The organism is Stenotrophomonas maltophilia (genome assembly GCF_013464485.1).
GTDB classification, from domain to species: domain Bacteria; phylum Pseudomonadota; class Gammaproteobacteria; order Xanthomonadales; family Xanthomonadaceae; genus Stenotrophomonas; species Stenotrophomonas maltophilia_AW.
In genome coordinates, this window is record NZ_RAUX01000055.1 from 12,577 (window position 1) to 33,546 (window position 20,970).

11 protein-coding genes are annotated in these 20,970 nt (G+C 65.4%); 4 read left to right on the top strand and 7 right to left on the bottom strand.

Translation table 11 applies throughout. The features are described 5' to 3' along the window. The gene (locus D7Y61_RS20520; RefSeq protein WP_180868970.1) at nt 1–687 is read left to right on the top strand and encodes a DUF2058 domain-containing protein; all 687 of its coding nucleotides are present in this window, start codon (nt 1–3) and stop codon (nt 685–687) included. Nucleotides 688–735: 48 nt separating this feature from the next. Next, entirely contained in the window at nt 736–2,808 is a 2,073-nt protein-coding gene (locus tag D7Y61_RS20525; RefSeq protein ID WP_180868972.1) for an acyltransferase family protein, read from the top strand. A gap of 2 nt (nt 2,809–2,810) precedes the next feature. Here D7Y61_RS20525 and D7Y61_RS20530 read toward each other — a convergent pair whose 3' ends face one another. From D7Y61_RS20530 to D7Y61_RS20545, 4 genes are all read right to left on the bottom strand, one after another. Continuing rightward, nucleotides 2,811–4,007, bottom strand: coding sequence for an MFS transporter (locus D7Y61_RS20530; protein ID WP_180868974.1), 1,197 nt, complete (start codon nt 4,005–4,007; stop codon nt 2,811–2,813). Between the two features lie 89 nt (nt 4,008–4,096). Next, nucleotides 4,097–6,781 carry a methionine synthase gene (gene metH, locus D7Y61_RS20535; RefSeq protein WP_180868976.1) on the bottom strand — a complete coding sequence of 895 codons (2,685 nt, stop codon included), beginning with the start codon at nt 6,779–6,781 and terminating at the stop codon, nt 4,097–4,099. Next, on the bottom strand, nt 6,778–7,872 hold the full coding sequence (locus D7Y61_RS20540; RefSeq protein ID WP_180868977.1) for a homocysteine S-methyltransferase family protein: 1,095 nt from the start codon (nt 7,870–7,872) through the stop codon (nt 6,778–6,780). The genes metH and D7Y61_RS20540 overlap by 4 nt, the downstream gene beginning before the upstream one ends. A gap of 12 nt (nt 7,873–7,884) precedes the next feature. Further along, nucleotides 7,885–8,814 carry an ArsR/SmtB family transcription factor gene (locus D7Y61_RS20545; RefSeq protein WP_010480432.1) on the bottom strand — a complete coding sequence of 310 codons (930 nt, stop codon included), beginning with the start codon at nt 8,812–8,814 and terminating at the stop codon, nt 7,885–7,887. A 153-nt stretch (nt 8,815–8,967) separates the two neighbouring features. On the opposite strand from D7Y61_RS20545, the gene D7Y61_RS20550 reads away from it, so the two are divergent. After that, nucleotides 8,968–10,116: an acyl-CoA dehydrogenase family protein gene (locus D7Y61_RS20550; protein WP_010480433.1), complete on the top strand. Its 1,149-nt coding sequence runs from the start codon at nt 8,968–8,970 to the stop codon at nt 10,114–10,116. A 277-nt stretch (nt 10,117–10,393) separates the two neighbouring features. Here the strand turns inward: D7Y61_RS20550 and D7Y61_RS20555 are convergent, their stop codons facing one another. The 3 genes from D7Y61_RS20555 to D7Y61_RS20565 are packed head-to-tail and all read right to left on the bottom strand — an operon-like array spanning nt 10,394 to nt 15,507. After that, the gene (locus D7Y61_RS20555; protein WP_180868979.1) at nt 10,394–13,567 is read right to left on the bottom strand and encodes a multidrug efflux RND transporter permease subunit; all 3,174 of its coding nucleotides are present in this window, start codon (nt 13,565–13,567) and stop codon (nt 10,394–10,396) included. 15 nt (nt 13,568–13,582) lie between these two features. Beyond that, nucleotides 13,583–14,851 carry an efflux RND transporter periplasmic adaptor subunit gene (locus tag D7Y61_RS20560; RefSeq protein WP_180868981.1) on the bottom strand — a complete coding sequence of 423 codons (1,269 nt, stop codon included), beginning with the start codon at nt 14,849–14,851 and terminating at the stop codon, nt 13,583–13,585. Continuing rightward, entirely contained in the window at nt 14,851–15,507 is a 657-nt protein-coding gene (locus D7Y61_RS20565) for a TetR/AcrR family transcriptional regulator C-terminal domain-containing protein (protein ID WP_180868984.1), read from the bottom strand. The genes D7Y61_RS20560 and D7Y61_RS20565 overlap by 1 nt, the downstream gene beginning before the upstream one ends. Before the next feature lie 250 nt (nt 15,508–15,757). Between D7Y61_RS20565 and D7Y61_RS20570 the strand changes: the two genes are divergently transcribed. Beyond that, the gene (locus D7Y61_RS20570) at nt 15,758–20,734 is read left to right on the top strand and encodes an NAD-glutamate dehydrogenase (RefSeq protein ID WP_180868983.1); all 4,977 of its coding nucleotides are present in this window, start codon (nt 15,758–15,760) and stop codon (nt 20,732–20,734) included. The last annotated feature ends 236 nt before the right edge of the window (nt 20,735–20,970 follow it).

Consider the following 20,970-nt stretch of genomic DNA (forward strand, 5'->3'; position numbering starts at 1 on the left):
ATGAGCGATACCCTCCGCGACCAGCTGATGGGCCTGGGCTTCAAGCCCGCGCCCAAGCCCGAGCGCAAGAATGATGGCCCCCGCCGTGAAGGCCGCCCGCAGGGCAAGGGTGGCACTGGCAATGGAAAGCCGCAGGGCGCAGGCAAGGGCGAGCACAAGCCCGGCGAGCGTCGCGGGCACGGTCATGGTGGCGCGGGCAAGCCCGGCGGGCATGCGCGTGGTGGCCAAGGACAGCAGGGCCCGCGCAAGCCGCGCAGCGCCGAAGAGATGGACCTGGCCAAGGCCTATGCCATCCGCGCGCAGCGGGAAAAGGAAGAGCGCATCGAGACCGAGCGCCTGAAGCAGGAAGAAGCACGCGTGCGCCGCGAGGCGAAGGCGAAGCTGGAAGAGCTGCTGAAGGACAAGAGCCTCAATTCGGAAGCGGCCGATATTGCCCGCCACTTCCCGTATGGCGGCAAGATCAAGCGCATCTACGTGACCGCTGAGCAGCTGACCGCGCTCAATGCCGGTGAACTGGGTGTGGTGCAGCTCAATGGTCGCTACCTGCTGGTGACTGCCGACGTGCTGGCACAGTCCGAAGCGGTGTTCGCCGCCTCAGTGGCGCTGAAGGTCGATCCGGATGCGCCAGCCGAGGAAGATCCGTACGCGGACCCGCAGTACCAGGTGCCGGACGACCTGGTCTGGTAAACGGGTGACCGCCGCGGGCCCGCTGCCATCGCGGCCGTGGGGGAAAGGATGACCACTGATCCAAGCCGTGGCTACGTGCCGCACATTGACGGCCTGCGCGCGATTGCCGTGCTGGCCGTCATCGTGTTCCACCTGGACCCGGCCTGGTTGCCGGGTGGGTTCACCGGCGTAGACGTGTTCTTCGTCATTTCCGGCTTCGTGGTCAGCGCGTCGGTGCACCGGCTGCCGCCGTTGTCGCTGTCGCAGTCGATGCTGCGTTTCTATTCGCGCCGCGTCCGTCGCATCGCACCCGCGCTGATCAGCTGCCTGCTGTTGACCGCCGTCGTCAGCGTACTGTTCATTCCCGAGTCCTGGCTCAGCGAGGCCAGTGACAAGACCGGGCTGATGGCATTCTTCGGCTTCAGCAACTGGGTATTGGCGCTGATCGGCAACGATTACTTCGCGCCCAAGGCCGAATTCAATCCCTACACCCATACCTGGTCGCTGGGCGTGGAGGAGCAGTTCTACCTGCTGTTCCCGCTGCTGTTCCTGGCCTGGGCGCGCGGCGCGCGTGGGCGTTGGATGAGCCTGGGACTGTTTGCCGTGGTCAGCGCGGCGTCGCTGCTGCATGCGGCGGTGCTGGGCCTGCGCGAGGCGCCGCCATCGTGGGCGTTCTACGCCACCACTACGCGGCTGTGGCAATTGGGTGTTGGCGTACTGTTGTTCCAGATGCTGCACGTTCGCGCATCGCTCGATCAAGCGATGGGGGCGACATTGAAGCGCGCTGCGCCCGTGTTCTCGCTGCTCGCGGTGGTGGCGTTGGCTTTGCTGTGTTGGGCGTTGTGGAGCGCACGGGCCGGCCGTTCGCCGTGGCCTGATGGCTTGCTGCCGACCTTTGCATCGGCAGGCCTGCTATGGGCGCTGCATCATCATCCGCAGGCTTGGGTGGCACGCCTGTTGGCCAGCAGGCCGATGCGCACCATCGGCCTGCTGTCGTACTCACTGTATCTTTGGCACTGGCCGGTGTTCGTGCTGATGCGCTGGACCGTGGGACTGCAGACGCCCCTGCAGATGACCGCTGCGATGGCGCTGGTGCTGCTGCTGTCGTGGGTGTCGTGGCGATGGGTGGAGCAACCGTTCCGAGGCCCATTGGCGCAGCGTCTGCACCCGGGCCGCTGGGTGCTGGCAGGTGCCGCTGTACTGCTGGTTGCTGCCGGCATCCAGACGGTGCTGTACCTGCAGGCACCGTGGATATCGCTGAGTACGGTCAGTCGGCACCCGGCTGATTGGTATCCCGACGGCAAGAGTGTGGCGGGTGATTATCCCCACTGTGCACTGGTGACGGACAAACAGCGCTTCGCAGGGGGAAGCATGCGCACGTATACACCTGGCGCCTGCGGCCGACCGGTCTTGTCCGGTACGCCGAAGCGGGTGTTCGTTGCAGGTGATTCGCATGCGATGGCGTACATCGAACTGCTGCAGCGGCTGGCGCTTGAGACCGGTTCGAAGGTCGTCCTCTACGGCCGTGGCGGATGCCCGCAAGTGAGTCTGCAGAAGTGGCGTGGGGCGGGCGCCGGATGCAGTGATTTCAATGCGGCGGTGATGGCCGACATCATGCGACGTGCGCAGCCAGGTGATGCTGTGGTGCTGGTGTCACTGCGGATGCCACGGCTGTCCGATCAGTTCGTGCTGTTCGATGCACAGGCGCAGCTGGCCGGTGAGCTGGCCGCGGAAGCCGCAGTGGGGCGTGAGGCCGAAGTGACGGAGGCGATTGCCCAATGGCAGCCGTTGGCCGAGCGCGGTGTACGGATCGTGCTGGAGGCACCCAAGCCGGTGCTGCCGGCGCCTCCCTACCGCTGCTCGGATCGTTTCAATGCCCGCAACGCGGTCTGCCGCAATGGCCTGGACAGTACGCGCGAGGCGATGGAAACGTTGAGGGCACCGATGCTGGGCAGCCTGCAGCGGGTGGTCGATGGCCTGCCAGGTGGCGTACTGTGGGACCCGATGCCGGTGCTGTGCGATGACGTGCTCTGCCCGGCGCAACGCGACGGCCAGCCGCTGTTCTTCGATGGCGACCACCTCAGCGCGCATGGCAACCGTGTGCTGCTGCCTTCGCTCCAGCAGACGCTGATGCAGAAGTAGGATCAGCGCTGGAGTCCGGCCTCCGCGCGGTTCCGGCGTGCGCGGATCAACGGCAGGCTCAGCGCGAAGAAGCACAGCAGCGCGCCGATCAGAGCGGAACCGCTTCCGGCCAGAAAGGCCGTGCGACCCTCGTCGATCTTCCACAGTTGACCGGCGATGAGCGCGCCCAGCACGCCGCCGACACCGGACGAGAAGCCGTACAGCAGACCCTGGCCATGGCCGTTGAGACGCCCCGGGAAGTAGGTCGCCAGCATCTGCATCGCTGCGGCGAAGAAGGCGGCGAATCCCAACGCATGCGCGGTCTGCGCCACCAGCATCACCGGCAGGTATCCAGGGAACAGCGCGGTGACTGCCCAGCGCAGGCAGGAACTGACCAACGCGATCAGCAGCATCCAGCTGGCGTCATAGCGGCGGAAGAAACGTCCGATGGTGAAGAACACGCCAACCTCGAACACCACGCCGATGGTCCAGAGCAGGCCAAGCGTGGACGTGCGGTAGCCGTGGTGGTCCATGTAGACCGAGAAGAACGTGTAGTACGGACCGAACGAGAGCTGTTCCATGAACGCGGCCAGGAAGAAGGCCAGCACCTGCGGGCGCCGCACGATCTGCCAGAAACCGCTGGCATCGCCGCCCGTCATGCCGATGTCGCGCGCGTAGTGGTTGCTGAAGGCCGAAGCCACCAGCAGAGCGAACAGTGGCAGCATCATCCACGGTAGCAGGTCGGCGCGGCTGCGCGTGCCGTCGCCTTCGATCAACCAGCCGAACAGGGTGACGATGGCGATGAAGCCCAGCGAGCCCCAGACCCGGATCAGCCCGTAGCGATGGCTGTCATTGCCAAGATGGGTGAGGGTGATCGACTCGAACTGCGGCATTACCGCGTTGTAGAAGAAGCAGAACACCACCATTGCCGGATACATCCAAGGCTGTGGCAGGGGAAGCAGGAACGCGGCGAAGCTGATCAGGGTCAGCACGCAGCCGATGCGCAACAGGCGGATCGGCCGCGGTGAAGTGGCCGCCAGCGAAGTCCAGGCACTGGGTGCAACCGCGCGAGTGGCGTACCACAGGCCCATCATCACGCTGATGGCGGTCACGCTCATCCCGCGTGCAGTAAGGAACAGGCTCCAGTAGGGCGTAAACGCACCGAGCGCCGCGTAGTAGAACAGGTAGAAGCTGGAAAGGCGGGCAACAGGAACGGTCATCGTGGCATGATGAAGCAAAAAAAAGGGGACGGAGGGGATTAAGTCGCTTGTGCCACAAACGACTTAATCCCCTCCGTCCCCTTTTTGTGTCATTCGGGATCGTAGTCGAGGTTGGAGGCCAGCCAGCGCTCGGCCTGGGCACGGTCCACGCCCTTGCGACGGGCGTAGTCGCTCACCTGTTCGCGGCTGAGGCGGCCGACCACGAAGTACTGGCTCTGTGGATGACTGAAGTAGTAACCCGACACTGCGGCGGTGGGCAGCATCGCGAAGCTCTCGGTCAGTTCCATGCCGGCGTTGGCCTCGGCCTGCAGCAGGTCGAACAGGCGGCGCTTCTCGCTGTGCTCAGGGCAGGCGGGGTAGCCGGGCGCCGGGCGGATGCCGCAGTACTGCTCGTCGATCAGTGCCTCGTTGTCCAGCGTCTCGGCGTGGTCGTAGCCCCAGAATTCCGTGCGTACGCGCTGGTGCAGCCGCTCCGCCAACGCTTCGGCGAAGCGGTCGGCGAGGGCCTTGAGCAGGATCGCGTTGTAATCGTCATGGTCGGCCTCGAAGCGCGCCACGTGGGCGTCGATGCCGATGCCGGCGGTCACCGCGAAGGCGCCGATCCAGTCCTGCTGGCCACTGTCGGCCGGCGCGATGAAATCGGCCAGGCAGAAATCGGGGCGCTCGGCCGGCTTGTCCACCTGCTGGCGCAGGAAGTGCAGCGTGGTCTCGCCCTGCGGGTGCTGCACGCGCACGTCGTCGCCGACGCTGTTGGCCGGCCACAGGCCGAACACGGCCTTGGCGGTCAGCCACTTTTCGCCGACGATGCGCTCGAGCATCGCGCGGGCATCCTTGTACAGATCGCTGGCCTGAGTGCCGACGATCTCGTCGGTGAGGATGGCCGGGAACTTGCCGGCCAGCTCCCAGGCCTGGAAGAACGGCGTCCAGTCGATGTAGTCGACCAGTTCGGCCAGCGGGTAGTCGTCGAATACGTGCAGGCCGGGCTGGTTCGGTGCCGGCGGCGTGTAGCTGTCCCATCCTCCCTGGAATTTCTGCCCGCGTGCATGTTCCAGCGTGACCAGGCGCTTGGCATCGCCGCGATTGCGGTGGCGCGCGCGGATCTCGGCATAGTCGGCCTCGTTGGCGGCAACGAAGGCTTCACGCAGGTCACGCGAGATCAGCGACTGGGCCACGCCGACCGCGCGCGAGGCATCTTTCACCCACACCGTGGGGGCCTTGTAATGCGGGTCGATCTTCAGCGCGGTATGCGCACGCGAGGTAGTGGCGCCACCGATCAGCAGCGGCAGCTCGAAGCCCTGGCGCTGCATCTCGCGGGCGACGTGGCTCATCTCCTCCAGCGACGGAGTGATCAGCCCGGACAGACCGATCAGGTCGGCGTTGTGTTCACGGGCGGCATCGAGGATCTTCTGTGCCGGCACCATCACGCCAAGGTCGACTACTTCAAAGTTGTTGCAGGCCAGGACCACGCCGACGATGTTCTTGCCGATGTCATGCACATCGCCCTTCACCGTGGCCATGATGATCTTGCCGTTGCTCTTGGCGGTGTCGCCGCTGCGCGCCTTTTCCGCTTCGATGTACGGCAGCAGGTAGGCCACTGCTTTCTTCATCACGCGCGCGGACTTCACCACCTGCGGCAGGAACATCTTGCCGGCACCGAACAGATCGCCGACCACGTTCATGCCGTCCATCAGCGGGCCTTCGATCACATCCAGCGGGCGGCTGGAGGCCTGCCGGGCCAGTTCGGTGTCCTCTTCCACATAGGCGTCCAGGCCATGCACCAGCGCGTGCGCCAGGCGCTGCGCCACTGGCTTCTCGCGCCAGGCCAGGTCCTCGGTCTTTGCCGCGCCCTTCTTGCCCTTGTAGCGCTCGGCGATTTCCAGCAGGCGCTCAGTGGCGTCGCTGCGGCGGTTGAGGATCACATCCTCCACGCGCTCGCGCAGTTCCGGCTCCAGCTCGTCGTAGATCGGCATGGCGCCGGCGTTGACGATGCCCATGTCCATGCCCGCTGCAATGGCGTGGTACAGGAACACCGAGTGGATGGCCTGGCGTACCGTTTCATTGCCACGGAACGAGAACGACACATTGGAGACGCCGCCGGACACATGGCAGTGCGGCAGCGTCTGCTTGATGATGCGGGTGGCTTCGATGAAGTCCACTGCATAGTTGTCGTGCTCTTCGATACCGGTAGCGACGGCGAAGATGTTCGGGTCGAAGATGATGTCCTGCGGCGGGAAACCGATCTCATCGACGAGGATGCGGTAGGCGCGGGTGCAGATCTCGACCTTGCGCGCGCAGGTATCGGCCTGCCCGCTTTCATCGAAAGCCATGACCACCGCGGCGGCGCCATAGCGCAGGACCTTGCGTGCGTGTTCGCGGAACAGTGCCTCGCCTTCCTTCAGCGAGATCGAGTTGACCACGCTCTTGCCCTGCAGGCATTTCAGGCCGGCCTCGATCACGCTCCACTTGGAGGAGTCGACCATCACCGGGATGCGCGCGATGTCCGGCTCGGACATGATCAGGTTGAGGTAGCGGGTCATCGCCGCTTCCGAATCGATCAGGCCCTCGTCCATGTTGACGTCGAGGATCTGCGCACCGCTGGCCACCTGCTGGCGGGCCACGTCCACGGCTTCCTCGTAGCGGCCTTCCTTGATCAGCTTGCGGAACTGCGCGCTGCCGGTGACGTTGGTGCGTTCGCCGACATTGATGAACAGCAGGTCCGGGGTGATGACCAGCGGTTCCAGGCCGGACAGCCGGGTGAAGGGCGTGCTGCTCATGCGGCGTGCTGCTCCTGTGCGCCTGGCAGGGCGCGCGGTGCAAGCCCTGCGACGGCCTGGGCGATCGCGCGGATATGGTCGGGGGTGGAGCCGCAGCAGCCACCGACCAGGTTCAGCAGGCCGTCCTCGGCGAACCCCCGCAGGGTGGTGGCCATGTCCTCGGGGGTTTCGTCGTACTCGCCGAAGGCATTGGGCAGGCCCGCGTTGGGGTGCGCGCTGACGTAGCAGCCGGCCACCTGCGACAGGGTTTCAACGTGCGGGCGCATGGCATCGGCGCCCAACGCGCAGTTCAAGCCGATCGACAACGGGCGCGCATGTGCCAGTGATGCATGGAACGCTTCTGCCGTCTGCCCCGACAACGTGCGTCCCGACGCGTCGGTGATGGTGCCGGAGATCATCACCGGCAACCGCGCGCCACGTGCATCGAAAGCCTCCTCCAGCGCATACAGTGCGGCTTTGGCATTGAGCGTGTCGAAGATGGTCTCGACCATGATCGTGTCGGCACCGCCGTCAATCAGGCCGTCGATGGCTTCGCGGTAGGTGTCGCGCAATTCATCGAAGCTGGTGTTACGGAAGCCTGGGTCGTTGACATCGGGGCTGATCGAGGCGGTGCGGCTGGTCGGGCCGATCACCCCGATCACGAAGCGCGGCTTGCCCGGCGTGGTCGCCTCCACCGCATCGCAGCAGGTCCGTGCAACCGCAGCACCGGCCTTGTTCAACTCGTATACCAGGTGTTCGAGGTGATAGTCGGCTTGGCTGACCGAGGTGGCGTTGAAGGTGTTGGTTTCGACCAGGTCCGCACCGGCATCCAGGTAGGCAGTGTGGATGTCGGCAATGATCTGCGGCCGGGTCAGCAGCAGCAGGTCGTTGTTGCCCTTCAGGTCATGGCCTTCCGGCGCCGCGTGGTCACATCCCGGGCCGTGCGCGTGGTCGTAGCCATCGGCGAAGCGCTCGCCACGGTAATCGTCTTCCTGCAGGCCATGGCGCTGGATCATCGTACCCATCGCGCCGTCGATGATCAGGATCCGCTCGCGCAGGGCGTCGAGCAGGGCGTTGGCACGATCAGGATGCAACCAGGGCAGGGCAGGCATGGCGGTCTCGGCTCAGGGCTTGTTGGCGATCAGTGAAATCACTTCGAAGTGCGGCGGACGCTTTTCGCGGGTGACCGTCTCCAGGCTGGACACCTGCAGGCCGGCCTTGTCGACGAACCTGCGCAGTTCCTTGTCACTGAAACCGAGGTTGACGTGGCCGTAAGCCTCCACTGCTGCCTTGTGCTCGTGGCGGGCGAGGCTGCACAGCAGCAGACGGCCACCGGGGCGCAGCACGCGTGCGGCTTCGGTCACCGCCTGCGCCGGTTTGCTGGCGTAGGTCAGCGCATGCATCAGCACCACCAGGTCGAAGCTGCCGTCCTTGAACGGCAGGGCATGCATGTCGCCCTCGCGCACTTCCACATTGGGCAGGCGGCGCAGGCGCTCGCTGGCGGCGGCGACCACGCGTGCGCTGGTGTCGATACAGATGTAGCGCTTGGCATGCGGGGCGACGAGTTCGGCCAGCACGCCATCACCGGAGGCGATGTCCAGCACGTCGCCGGTTTCCAGCAGTGGCAGCGCGGTGCGCGCAAGGGCCTCCCAGGTCCGGCCTGGAGAATAGTGGCGCTCCATGTCGCCGGCCACGCTGTCGGCCCAGTTCTGGTCGGAGGCGCGGTGGGCCAGCACGGCGGCGACGCGTTCGGCGTCCTGGCGAAGCAGCGGGTCGTCGCTTCCATTGCTCAAGGCATGCCACAATGCACGCTGCGCCGGGTCCAGCTGGGCCTCGTCGAAGCGGTAATAGGCCGACACGCCGGCACGGCGGTCGCGAACCAGGCCGGCTTCCTTCAGGCGCGCCAGATGGGTGGACACCCGCGGCTGTGCCAGCCGGGTGATCGCCGACAGTTCGGCCACGGTCAGTTCCTCCTGCTCCAGCAGCGCCAGCAGGCGCACGCGGGTCGCATCGGCGAACACCTTCAGGCGGGTCGACCAGTCTTCAAGATCCATAAATATCTACCTATCGCGATATAGAGATATATTCGCTGAGAAGGCCTGCCGCGGTCAAGTCGCTGGCGTACGGAAGCCGCCGGGCCCCGGTACAATCGAGGCACCTGGGCACGCCGTGCGCGGCCCATAACATCATGTACCCGGGAGGGTGTTGTGGATTTCAGCTTTACTGAAGAGCAGTTGATGTTGCAGGACGTGGCGCGGCGGATCGCGCAGGAGAAGATCGCTCCGAGCGCGGAGCACCATGACCGTACCGGCGAGTTCCCGCTGGACAACATCCGCCTGCTCGGCGAGAACGGCCTGATGGGCATCGAAGTGCCGACCGAATACGGCGGCGCGGGCATGGACCCGATCGCGTACGTGCTGGCGATGGTGGAGGTCGCCGCCGCCGACGCAGCCCATTCGACCATCATGTCGGTGAACAACTCGCTGTTCTGCAACGGCATCCTCACTCACGGTACCGAAGCGCAGAAGCAGACCTACGTGCGTGCGATCGCCGAAGGCGAGGCCATCGGTGCATTCGCGCTGACCGAGCCGCAGTCGGGTTCGGACGCGACCGCCATGCGCTGCCGCGCGGTGAAGCAGGCCGACGGCACCTTCGTGATCAACGGCAAGAAGAGCTGGATCACCTCCGGCCCAGTGGCCAAGTACATCGTGCTGTTCGCGATGAGCGAGCCGGACAAGGGCGCGCGTGGTATCACCGCCTTCATCATCGATACCGACAAGGCGGGTTTCGGCCGCGGCAAGACCGAGCCGAAGCTGGGCATCCGTGCTTCGGCCACCTGCGAGATCGAGTTCAACGATTACGTGGCGCAGGCCGAAGACGTGCTGGGCCAGGAAGGCGAGGGCTTCAAGATCGCCATGAGCGTGCTTGATGCTGGCCGCATCGGCATCGCCTCGCAGGCCATCGGCATCGCGCGTGCCGCCTATGAAGCGACCCTGGAATACGTGAAGGAGCGCAAGGCGTTCGGCGCGGCCATCGGTACCTTCCAGATGACCCAGGCCAAGATCGCCGACATGAAGTGCAAGCTGGACGCAGCGCTGCTGCTGACCCTGCGCGCCGCATGGGTGAAGGGCCAGGGCAAGCGTTTCAGCACCGAAGCCGCGGTGGCCAAGCTGACCGCTTCGGAAGCCGCGATGTGGATCACCCACCAGGCGGTGCAGATCCATGGCGGCATGGGTTATTCGAAGGAAATGCCGCTGGAGCGCTACTTCCGTGATGCCAAGATCACCGAGATCTACGAAGGCACCTCGGAAATCCAGCGCTTGGTGATCGCCCGCAACGAGACCGGACTGCGCTGAGTGGCAAGGGCCGCGCCGCTGCAACGGCGGCGCGGCCGGTAGATCCACGCCATGCGTGGATGTGCTGTTCTCTGGCCATCTGTAGAGCCGAGCCCATGCTCGGCTCCGGTACAAGCAGCCGAGCATGGGCTCGGCTCTACAGGGCGGCAACCCGCGTAGCGCCATCGGACCTGTCGTTGCTTGGGTGGATGCCAACCTTGGTTGGCATGGATTCAGAAGCGGCAAAAAAAGGCCCCGGATCGCTCCGGGGCCTTTCTCGTTTCAGCTCACCACCGGATCAACGATCCGGGCGGTGTGCAGCATCCGCATCACGCTGGCGTTCCATGAACTCCTTGGACGGTTGATCCAGCTTGTCGCCCAGCATGCGGCGCACGACCACGAAGAACACCGGGATCATCAACAGGCCGAGCAGGGTGGCGAACAGCATGCCGCCGATCACGCCGGTACCGATGGCGTGGCGGGAGTTGGCGCCGGCGCCGGTGGAGATCGCCATCGGGATCACGCCCATGATGAACGCGAACGAGGTCATCAGGATCGGTCGGAAACGCAGGCGTGCCGCCTCGATGGTGGCATCACGCAGGGTCTTGCCAGCTGCGCGCTGCTCCACCGCGAACTCGACGATCAGGATCGCGTTCTTCGCCGCCAGGCCGATCACGGTGATCAGGCCGATCTTGAAGAACAGGTCGTTCGGCAGGCCACGCAGCATGGACAGGCCGAGGGCGCCGAGCACGCCCAGCGGCACTACCAGCAGCACCGCCACCGGGATCGACCAGCTTTCATACAACGCGGCCAGGCACAGGAACACCACTACGATCGACAGCACCAGCAGCAGCGTCGCCGCGTTGCCGGCCAGGATTTCCTGGTAGGACATGCCGGACCAGTCGTAGCCGAAACCGGCCGGCAGGTCGTCGTTGACGATCGCCTCCATGGTCTGCATCGCTTCACCCGAGCTGGTGCCCGGTGCCTGCGAACCGACGATGTTGATCGCCGAGTAGCCGTTGTAGCGGCTCAGCGACGGCGGTGCCGACACCCATTCGGACTTGACCACCGTGTTGAGCGGGATCATCGCGTTGGTACCGTCGGCATTGGTGGTGAGGCTGGACGGGCTGTAGAAGCTCTTCAGCGACTCCTGGCCGGTGCGGTACGGGCCATCGGCCTGCATGGTCACGCGCTTGATGCGGCCTTCATAGAAGAAGTCATTGACGTACACCGGGGCCAGCATCAGCTGGATGGTGCTGTACACGTCCGACACCGACATGCCCATCGACTGCGCCTGCACGCGATCCACGTGCAGCTGCAGCTGCGGCGCGTTTTCCAGGCCGTTCGGGCGCACACCGACCAGGTGGTCCGGTTTCTGCGCGGCCTGGCCGAGCAGGATGTTGCGGGCCTGGGTCAGCTGCTCGTAACCGGCACCGCTACGGTCCTGCAGCCACATGTCGAAGCCACCGAACTGGCCAAGGCCCTGCACGGTGGGCAGGTTGACCACGAAGATCTGCGCTTCCTTGATGCCATAGAACGCGCCGTTCATGTTCTGGATGAACTCCGGCGCGGTGAACTTGCGTTCCTCCCACGGCTTCAGGCGGATGAAGCCCATGCCCACGTTCTCGCCGGAACCGACGAAGCTGAAACCGGCCACCTGCAGCATGCCTTCATAGCCATCCTGCTTTTCCAGGATGCCACGCATCTGCGCGAACACTTCGTTGGTCTGGCCCTTGGTCGAGCCCGGCGGCAGCTGCACGATCGCCAGCGCATAGCCCTGGTCTTCTTCCGGCAGGAAGCTGCCCGGCATGCGGGTGAACAGGAAACCGCACAGAGCGGTCAGCACCACGAACAGGATCATCCAGCGCGGCGCATGCCGCACCGCCGAGGTGATGTGGCCCACGTAGGTGTGGCTGATCTTGTCGTAGTACTTGTTGAAGGTGCGGTAGACGATGTTCGGGTTGTCGTTGTGCGTCGGCTTGAGGAAAGTCGCGCACAGCGCCGGGGTGAAGCCCAGGGCCAGGAACGCCGAGAACGCCATCGAGATGGCGATGGTCAGCGCGAACTGCTTGTAGATCTCACCAGCGGCGCCGCCCTGCAGGGCGGACGGAATGAACACCGCAGCCAGTACGACGGTGATCGCCACCACCGCGCCGGTGATCTGGGTCATCGCCTTCTGCGTGGCCGGCTTCGGCGCCAGGCCCTCCTCGGTCATGATGCGTTCGACGTTCTCGATCACCACGATCGCGTCATCGACCACGATGCCGATCGCCAGCACCATCGCGAACAGGGTCAGCTGGTTGATCGTGAAGCCGATCATCCACATGCCCAGGAAGGTACCGAGCAGGGCCACCGGGATGACCAGGGTCGGGATCAGGGTGGCGCGGAAGTTCTGCAGGAAGATCAGCATCACCAGGAACACCAGGAACACGGCTTCGAACAGTGTCTTGACCACTTCCTGGATCGAGATCTTGACGAAGGTGGTGCTGTCGTAGGGCGAGAACCAGGTCACCCCGGACGGGAAGCTGGGCTGCAGCTCGTCCATCTTGGCGCGCACCGCATCGGCCACGTTCAGGGCGTTGGCGCCCGGCAGCAGCTGGATGGCGAAGGCACCGGTCGGCTTGCCGTTGTACTGGGTGTCGAAGCCGTAGTTGTTGGCGCCGAAGGCAACGCGGGCGATGTCCTTCATCAGCACCCGCGAGCCGTCAGGATTCGCGCGCAGGATGATGTTCTCGAACTCCTGCGGCGAACTGAAGCGGCCTTCAGCCGAGACCGTGGCAGTGAAGTGCTGGCCTTCCGGCGACGGGTCCGAACCCAGCGCACCGGCGGCGAACTGCACGTTCTGCGCGCGCACCGCGGCCAGCACCTGGCTGGCCGACAGGCCGTAGCCCTGCATTTTTTCCGGGTTCAGCCAGATGTTCATGGCGTACTCGGAACCGAACTGCTGGGTGCTGCCGACGCCGGGGATACGCGAGACCTGGTCGAGCACGCGCGAACCGACGATGTCGTTCAGAGCGTCACGGTTGATGGCCGGCGTATCGGACTGCAGCGCGATCACCATCAGGAAGCCGGCGTTGGCCTTGGCCACCACCACGCCCTGCTGGGTTACTTCCGAAGGCAGTCGTGGCGTGGCCAGCGAGACCTTGTTCTGCACCTGCACCTGGGCGATGTCCGGATCGGTACCGGTCTCGAAGGTCAGCGTGATCTGTGCACGGCCATTGGACGCGGACGAGGAGCTGAAGTACAGCAGATGATCGATACCGGTCAGCTGCTGCTCGATCACCTGGGTGACCGATTTCTCGGTGGTGTCCGCACTGGCGCCCGGGTAGGTGGCCGACACGGTGACCTGCGGTGGGGCGATGTTGGGATAGGACTCCACGCCCAGGTTGAGGATCGCGATCACGCCGCTGAGCGAGATCAGGATCGCAACCACCCAGGCGAAGACTGGATGTTCGATGAAAAATTTAGGCATGACGGAAGGTTCCCGTTACTGCTTGTTCGAATCGGTGGCGGCCGGCTTGGCCGCATCGGCCTGCTCGGGCTTGGCCGCGTCGGCCGGTGCCTTGCCTGCGGCCGGTGCGGCGCCCGTCGGAGCGGCGCCGCCCGCGGCAGGCTTGCCGTTGGCGTCCTGTCCCGGCGTCCACGGCTTGGCCACGGCCGGTGCACCTTCCTTGACCTTCTGCACGCCGGCCACGATCACCTTGTCACCGGCGGCCAGGCCGTCGCTGACCAGCCAGTTGCCGTTCTGCGCGCCGTCGGTCTTGACGTTCTTGCGGATGACCTTGCCATCGGCGCCCACCACCATCACGTAGCCGCCGGTGGTGTCACGCAGCAGCGCCTGCTGCGGCACCAGGTAGGCGTTGTTGCGCTCGCCCAGGTTGGCCTGGAAGCTGACGAAGGCGCCCGGCAGCAGGATCTGCTGCGGGTTGGGCAGCAGGGCACGCAGCGACACCGCGCCGGTGGCCGGGTCGACCGTGGTCGAAGAGAAGTCCAGTGTGCCCGGCTCGCTGTAGGTGCTGCCATCGGCCAGTTTGACGCTGACGGTGGCCTTGCCGTCACCGGACAGTGCCAGCGCACCCTTGGCCTGCTGGGCGCGCAGCTGGCTCAGTTCGTCCACGCTCAGCGAGAAGTTCACGTACAGCGGATCGAGCTGGTCGACGGTGGTCAACAGGGTCACGTCGCCTTGGCCGACCAGCGCGCCCTCGGTGACCTGCTGCTTGTTGGCCACGCCGCTGATCGGTGCGGTCACTTCGGTGTAGCCCAGGCTGATGCGTGAAGAGGTCACCGCCGCCTCGGCCTGCTTGACCGCGGCCAGCGCGGTGCGCTCGGCCGATTCAGCGTTGTCCAGGTCGGACTTGGAGACGAACTGCTGCGGCGCCAGGGAGCGGGCGCGATCAGCAGCCACCTTGGCATTGGCATAGGTGGCACGGGCCGAGGCCAGCTGTGCTTCGGAGGCGTTGAGCGAGGCGCGCAGCGGGGCCGGGTCGATCAGGAACAGGGTCTGGCCCTGCTTGACCTGCGAGCCCTCCTGGTAGACGCGCTTGAGCAGCACGCCCGGCACGCGCGCGCGCACGTCGGCGCTGCGGAACGGCGACAGGCGGCCGACCAGCTCGCGCTGCAGCGGCAGGGTCTGCGGCTTGGCGTCGATCACGCCCACCTCCGGCGGCGGGGGCGTCTGCTGTTCCGGCTTCTTGCAGGCAGCCAGCGCGACAGCAACGGCGCACGTCAAGGCAAGGGTGCGGAGTGGGGCGGTCATCAGGAGGAACTCCGGGGTTGGTTTGTAGACGGGGCCGGCGACGGCTGAGGCGCGAAGGCGCGCAGGAAGCTGTCGACGGAGAACTCTGCCCAGCGCCGACGCAAGATCGCGTCATCACGATGGGGGGTATGGAAGCGCTGTTTGTCGAAATCCTGACCGGCGATCATGCTCAGCAGCAGTTCGGCCATGAAGTGCGGGTCGTCATGCCGGAGCCGATCGTCCCTGCAAACGGTTTCAATCCATTCAGCAAGATGAAGCGTCAGCGCGCCGGCCCCATGCCGGTACAGCGTACGCGCCTCTTCGGGAAACTGGGCCGCGTCGGCAGCGATCAGCCGGCAGGCCTGTCCTACGTGCGGTTGGTTGAAGTGCTCCAGGAAATCGGTGGCGAACTGGAGCAGGCTGGCACGCAGGTCGTCAGTGCGGAGTGCACGTACCATGGCCCCCGTCGCTTGGCCGACATGGCGCTGCACCACCCGGCGCAGCAGCTCCTGCTTGCTGCCATAGCGCGAGTACAGGGTCTGCTTGGAGCAGCCGGCCTGCTGGGCCACTGCGTCCATGCTCATCTGCATGCCCTGCTGGGCCAGCAGTTCGCGCACGGCATCGAACACGCGCTCATCACGCGCGTCGAGGGCAACGGGGAGGTAGGCCGGGTTCACGCGGTGGACTATACCGTCCAGTTCAGGATTGTGGAATCGCATCGGCGTTGCCGCGTGTGTCTTCCGGTAACACGTTTTGCCGATCCTGTCGGCAGTGCTGAAACCGACGCCAGCACCATACCGGTGCGAACTGAATAGGCGTCTAAACCGCAGCAAACCCGAATCTGCTTATTCCGTCCTGCAGCAAGGCCTTTTCGTGCGGTAGGGCTACAATTTCATTTTCCCAACTGAGCAAGCGCATCGCTCTGCCATGAAACCGCAAAAAACCGCAGCCAAGACCGTGAAAAACAAGACCAAACCAGCAGAGTCGGAGGTCGCAGTGACCGCTGGTTTCTCCCTGGAGCCGGTGTACACGGCATTGCGCAAGCGCTACCCCGCGGCCGCACAGGCCGAAGCAGTGGCATTCGCCACTGACTTCTACAAGCGCATGGAGTCGGACGAGTTCCCGCACCACAGCGCTGAAGAGTGGGCCGCTCTCGCGGCTGAGACGCTGGAATTCGCCCGTGCCCGCAAGGCCGGCAAGGCCAACGTCCGCGTGTTCAATCCGACCGCGAAGGCCAACGGTTGGGAATCGCCGCACACCGTGCTGCAGATCGTCAACGACGACATGCCGTTCCTGGTTGATACCGTCACCATGTCGTTGGCCGAACAGGGCGTGGGCGTCCACGTGCTGGGTCACCCGGTGCTGCGCTTCACCCGCGACAAGGCCGGCAAGCTGGTCAAGGTCGGCGAGGGTGATGCCGAGTCGGTGATGCTGCTGGAGATCGACCGCCAGCCGGCCGAAGCCATGGCCGCCATCGAACAGGCCATCAACAAGGCGCTGGACGAAGTGCGCGCGATCGTGCGCGACTGGCAGCCGATGAAGGACAAGGCGCTGGCGCTGGCCGACGATCTGGGCAGCCGCCAGCTGCCGGTTGACGATGCCTCGCGCAAGGAAGCGCAGGAATTCCTGCGCTGGGCCGCCGACAACCACTTCACCTTCTTCGGCTATCGCGAGTACCGCGTCGAGAAGCAGGGCAAGGAAGACGTGCTGGCGCCGCTGAACGACACCGGCCTGGGCCTGATGCGCGGCAAGGACAAGTCCGCCGCCCGTCCGGTCAAGACCCTGGCCGCGCAGGGCCTGAATGCCACGTCGGGTCTGAAGGATGCGCTGATCCTGACCAAGACCAATGCCCGTTCGCGCGTGCACCGCGCCGGCTACATGGACTACATCGGCGTGCTGGAATTCGACGCCAAGGGCAAGATCATCGGCGAGCAGCGCTTCCTCGGCCTGTTCACCTCCAGCGCCTACAACCGTCGCCCGTGGGAAATCCCGCTGGTGCGCCAGCGCCACGAGCACGTGATGAAGCAGTCTGGCCTGGCTGCAGCCAGCCACAGCGGCAAGGCTCTGCGCCACATCCTGGAAACCCTGCCGCGCGAAGAACTGTTCCAGTCCAGCGAGGACGAACTGTTCCGCACCGCGATGGGCGTGCTGGGCCTGCAGGAGCGCGTGCGCAGCCGCCTGTTCCTGCGCCGCGACAAGTACAGCCGTTTCATTTCCGCACTGGTCTACCTGCCGCGCGAGCGCTTCAACACCGACGTGCGCCTGCGCATCGAAGCGATGCTGAAGGACGCGCTGCACGGTGAGTACGTGGACAGCTCGGTGGTGCTGGGCGAATCGCCGCTGGCCCAGGTGCACCTGATCGTGCGCCCGAAGCCGGGTGAAATGCTTGACGTCGATACCGCAGAACTGGAGCAGAAGCTGGCCCAGGTGCTGCGCAACTGGCAGGACGACCTGCGTGAAGCGCTGGTGTCCCGCCATGGCGAGACCGAAGGCCTGCGCATCGCCGCCCGCATCGGCAAGGCGCTGCCGGCCGGCTACATCGAAGACAACAGCACCGCCGTTGCCGCCAACGATGTCAGCCAGCTCGACGCGCTGACCGGCCCGGACGACCTGCGCCTGAGCCTGCAGGCCGTGCCGCGCGAAAGCGGCGATGGCCTGCGCCTGAAGCTGTACCGCCAGCTGGACGACATTCCGCTGTCGGACGCGCTGCCGATGATGGAAAACATGGGCCTGCGCGTGATCGCCGAGCGTCCGTACCGCCTGTCGGTCGACAATGCCCCGGTGTACGTGCAGGACTTCGAGGTCGAATCGACCGCCGGTGCGATCGATGCCGCCAGCGTCGATGAAGCCTTCGGCGAAACCTTCGCCCGCGTCTGGCACGGCGATGCCGAGAACGATGGCTTCAACCGCCTGGTGCTGGCCGCCGGCCTGCACTGGCGCCAGGTCGCCATGCTGCGTGGCTACTGCAAGTACCTGCTGCAGACCGGCGTGCCGTTCTCGCAGGCTTATGTGGAAGGCACCTTCGCGCGCTACCCGCTGCTGGCCCGCCTGCTGGTGGAACTGTTCGAAGCGCGCTTCGATCCGGCCACCGGCCATGAAAGCAAGGAAGACATCGCGGCCGGCCAGGCCCAGCTGAAGGCCCACCTCGATGTGCTGGCTGCCGGCGACGAGGCCACCCTGAAGGTGCTCAAGACCGTGGTCGACGCCCGCAAGGGTGACCGCGACGCGCAGATGCAGGCCGCGCGCGATGCGCTGCTGAAGCTGATGGACCGCGTGTCCAGCCTGGACGAGGACCGCATCCTGCGCTCGTTCATGGGCGTGATCGACGCGACCCTGCGCACCAGCTACTACCAGACCGATGCCAACGGCCAGCACGGCCATGTCATCAGCTTCAAGTTCGATTCGGCGCTGGTGCCGGACCTGCCGAAGCCGCGTCCGTACCGCGAAATCTTCGTCTACGGCCCGCGCGTGGAAGGTACCCACCTGCGCTTCGGCGCCGTGGCCCGTGGCGGCCTGCGCTGGTCGGATCGTCGCGAAGACTTCCGCACCGAAGTGCTGGGCCTGGTCAAGGCGCAGATGGTCAAGAACACCGTCATCGTGCCGGTCGGCGCGAAGGGCGGCTTCTTCGCCAAGACCCCGCCGGTGAACGGCGACCGAGATGCGATCTTCGCCAACGGCGTGGCCTGCTACAAGCTGTTCATCCAGGGCCTGCTGGACATCACCGACAACATCGTCAACAACAAGATCGTGCCGCCGGTGGACGTCGTGCGCCACGACATGGACGATCCGTACCTGGTGGTGGCGGCCGACAAGGGCACCGCGACCTTCAGTGACATCGCCAACGGCCTGGCCATCGCCCACGGCTTCTGGATGGGCGATGCGTTCGCCTCCGGTGGTTCGGTCGGTTACGACCACAAGGGCATGGGCATCACCGCACGCGGTGCGTGGGAGTCGGTCAAGCGCCACTTCCGTGCGCTGGGCCGTGACAGCCAGACCCAGGACTTCACTGCGGTCGGCGTTGGCGACATGTCCGGCGACGTGTTCGGCAACGGCATGCTGCTGTCGCGCCACATCCGCCTGGTGGCTGCCTTCGACCACCGCCACATCTTCCTGGACCCGAACCCGGATGCGGCCACCACGTTCGTCGAACGTGAGCGCCTGTTCACCGTGCCGCGTTCGAGCTGGGCGGACTACGACGCCAAGCTGATCAGCAAGGGCGGCGGCATCTATCCGCGCAGCCTGAAGTCGATCGAGATCACTCCGCAGGTGCGTGAAGCGCTGGGCCTGGACGACAACGTCAAGGCGCTGTCGCCGAACGACCTGATGAGCGCGATCCTGAAGGCACCGGTCGACCTGCTGTGGAACGGCGGCATCGGTACCTACGTCAAGGCCGCCAGCGAGCAGCACAGCGATGTCGGCGACCGCGCCAACAACGCGCTGCGCGTGAACGGTGGCGAGCTGCGCTGCAAGGTGGTGGGCGAGGGCGGCAACCTGGGCATGACCCAGCTGGGCCGCATCGAAGCCGCCCAGGCCGGCGTGCTGCTCAACACCGACTTCATCGACAACTCGGCCGGTGTCGACACCTCCGACCACGAAGTCAACATCAAGATCCTGCTCAACGATGTGGTGCGGGCCAAGAAGCTGACCGTCGAGCAGCGCAACAAGCTGCTGGCCTCGATGACCGACGAAGTCGCCGAGCTGGTGCTCAACGACAACTACCGCCAGAACCAGGCGCTGAGCCTGATGGAGCGGATGGCGGTCAAGCGCCTGGGTTCCAAGCAGCACTTCATCCGTACCCTGGAGCAGCAGGGCCTGCTTGATCGCCAGATCGAGTTCCTGCCGTCCGATGCCGAGCTGTCGCAGCGCAAGGCACGCGGCCAGGGCCTGACCCGTCCGGAGCTGTCGGTGCTGCTGTCCTACTCCAAGCTGGTGGCGTTCGCCCAGCTGCTGGATTCGGACATTCCGGAAGATCCGTACCTGTCCAAGGAGCTGCAGCGCTACTTCCCGACCCCGCTGCAGAAGAAGTACGCCGACGCAATGGAGCGTCACCGCCTGAAGCGCGAAATCATCGCCACGGCCGTGACCAACCAGACCATCAACCGCATGGGCGCCACCTTCCTGATGCGCATGCAGGAAGATACCGGCCGTTCCATCGCCGAGGTCGCCAAGGCCTACACCATCAGCCGTGAAACGCTGGATGCACGCGCGCTGTGGGCGCAGATCGATGCCCTCGACGGCAAGGTGCCGGAGTCGGTGCAGATCGACGCACTGGAAGTGATCTGGAAGCTGCAGCGCTCGTTCGTGCGCTGGCTGCTGTCGCGCCCGGGCGCGATGCCGGGCATCACCGAAGCGGTCAACCGCTACCAGGGTCCGTTCAACGACATCCGCGTTGCCTCGGGTGTGCTGCCGGATTCGCAGCGTCCGACCTATGAAGCCCTGGTGGCCGAGTGGAAGGAAAAGGGCCTGCCGTCCGCGTTGGCGCAGCAGCTGGCCGAACTGCACTTCCTGGAGCCGGCGTTCGACATCATCGAACTGGCTCGTACCCGCAAGCTGAAGCCGGTGGACGTGTCCAAGGTCCACTTCCGCCTGGGCGATGCCCTGCAGCTGCCGTGGCTGTTCGAGCAGGTCGATGCGCTGGAGGTCAACGGCCGTTGGCACGCCGTGGCACGTGGCGTGCTGCGCGACGAGCTGGCCGCCAACCACCGCAACCTGGCGGGCCAGGTGCTGGGCACCAAGGGTGGTAGTGCCGAAGCCAAGGTTGCCGCATGGATGGGCCGCGATGACAACAGCCTGCGCTTCACCCTGGCGATGCTGGCCGAACTGGCCGAGCAGAAGACCCTGGACTACCCGACCGTCTCGGTCGCGGTGCAGCGCCTGGGTCAGCTCGCTGCCCACGGCGCGTAACTGAAGTAGTGCCAGGCCACGCCTGGCATGCGTGAACCGGAACGGCCCCGCGAAAGCGGGGCCGTTCTGCATTGCCTGGTAGTGCCGGCCMGCGGCCGGCACTACCCGGTATTTCCTGCGCACAAAGAAAAACCCCGCTGCGTGAGCAGCGGGGTTTTGGGTGTAAACCCTGGCGATGACCTACTCTCGCATGGCTTGAGCCACACTACCATCGGCGCAGCTGCGTTTCACTTCCG

Excerpts from the sequence above, each read along its gene's own strand:
- D7Y61_RS20525 (WP_180868972.1), top strand. The coding sequence starts at position 736 with ATGACCACTGATCCAAGCCGTGGCTACGTGCCGCACATTGACGGCCTG.
- D7Y61_RS20570 (WP_180868983.1), top strand. The coding sequence starts at position 15,758 with ATGAAACCGCAAAAAACCGCAGCCAAGACCGTGAAAAACAAGACCAAA.
- D7Y61_RS20545 (WP_010480432.1), bottom strand. The coding sequence starts at position 8,814 with ATGGATCTTGAAGACTGGTCGACCCGCCTGAAGGTGTTCGCCGATGCG.
- D7Y61_RS20555 (WP_180868979.1), bottom strand. The coding sequence starts at position 13,567 with ATGCCTAAATTTTTCATCGAACATCCAGTCTTCGCCTGGGTGGTTGCG.
- D7Y61_RS20560 (WP_180868981.1), bottom strand. The coding sequence starts at position 14,851 with ATGACCGCCCCACTCCGCACCCTTGCCTTGACGTGCGCCGTTGCTGTC.
- D7Y61_RS20530 (WP_180868974.1), bottom strand. The coding sequence starts at position 4,007 with ATGACCGTTCCTGTTGCCCGCCTTTCCAGCTTCTACCTGTTCTACTAC.
- D7Y61_RS20540 (WP_180868977.1), bottom strand. The coding sequence starts at position 7,872 with ATGCCTGCCCTGCCCTGGTTGCATCCTGATCGTGCCAACGCCCTGCTC.
- D7Y61_RS20520 (WP_180868970.1), top strand. The coding sequence starts at position 1 with ATGAGCGATACCCTCCGCGACCAGCTGATGGGCCTGGGCTTCAAGCCC.
- metH (WP_180868976.1), bottom strand. The coding sequence starts at position 6,781 with ATGAGCAGCACGCCCTTCACCCGGCTGTCCGGCCTGGAACCGCTGGTC.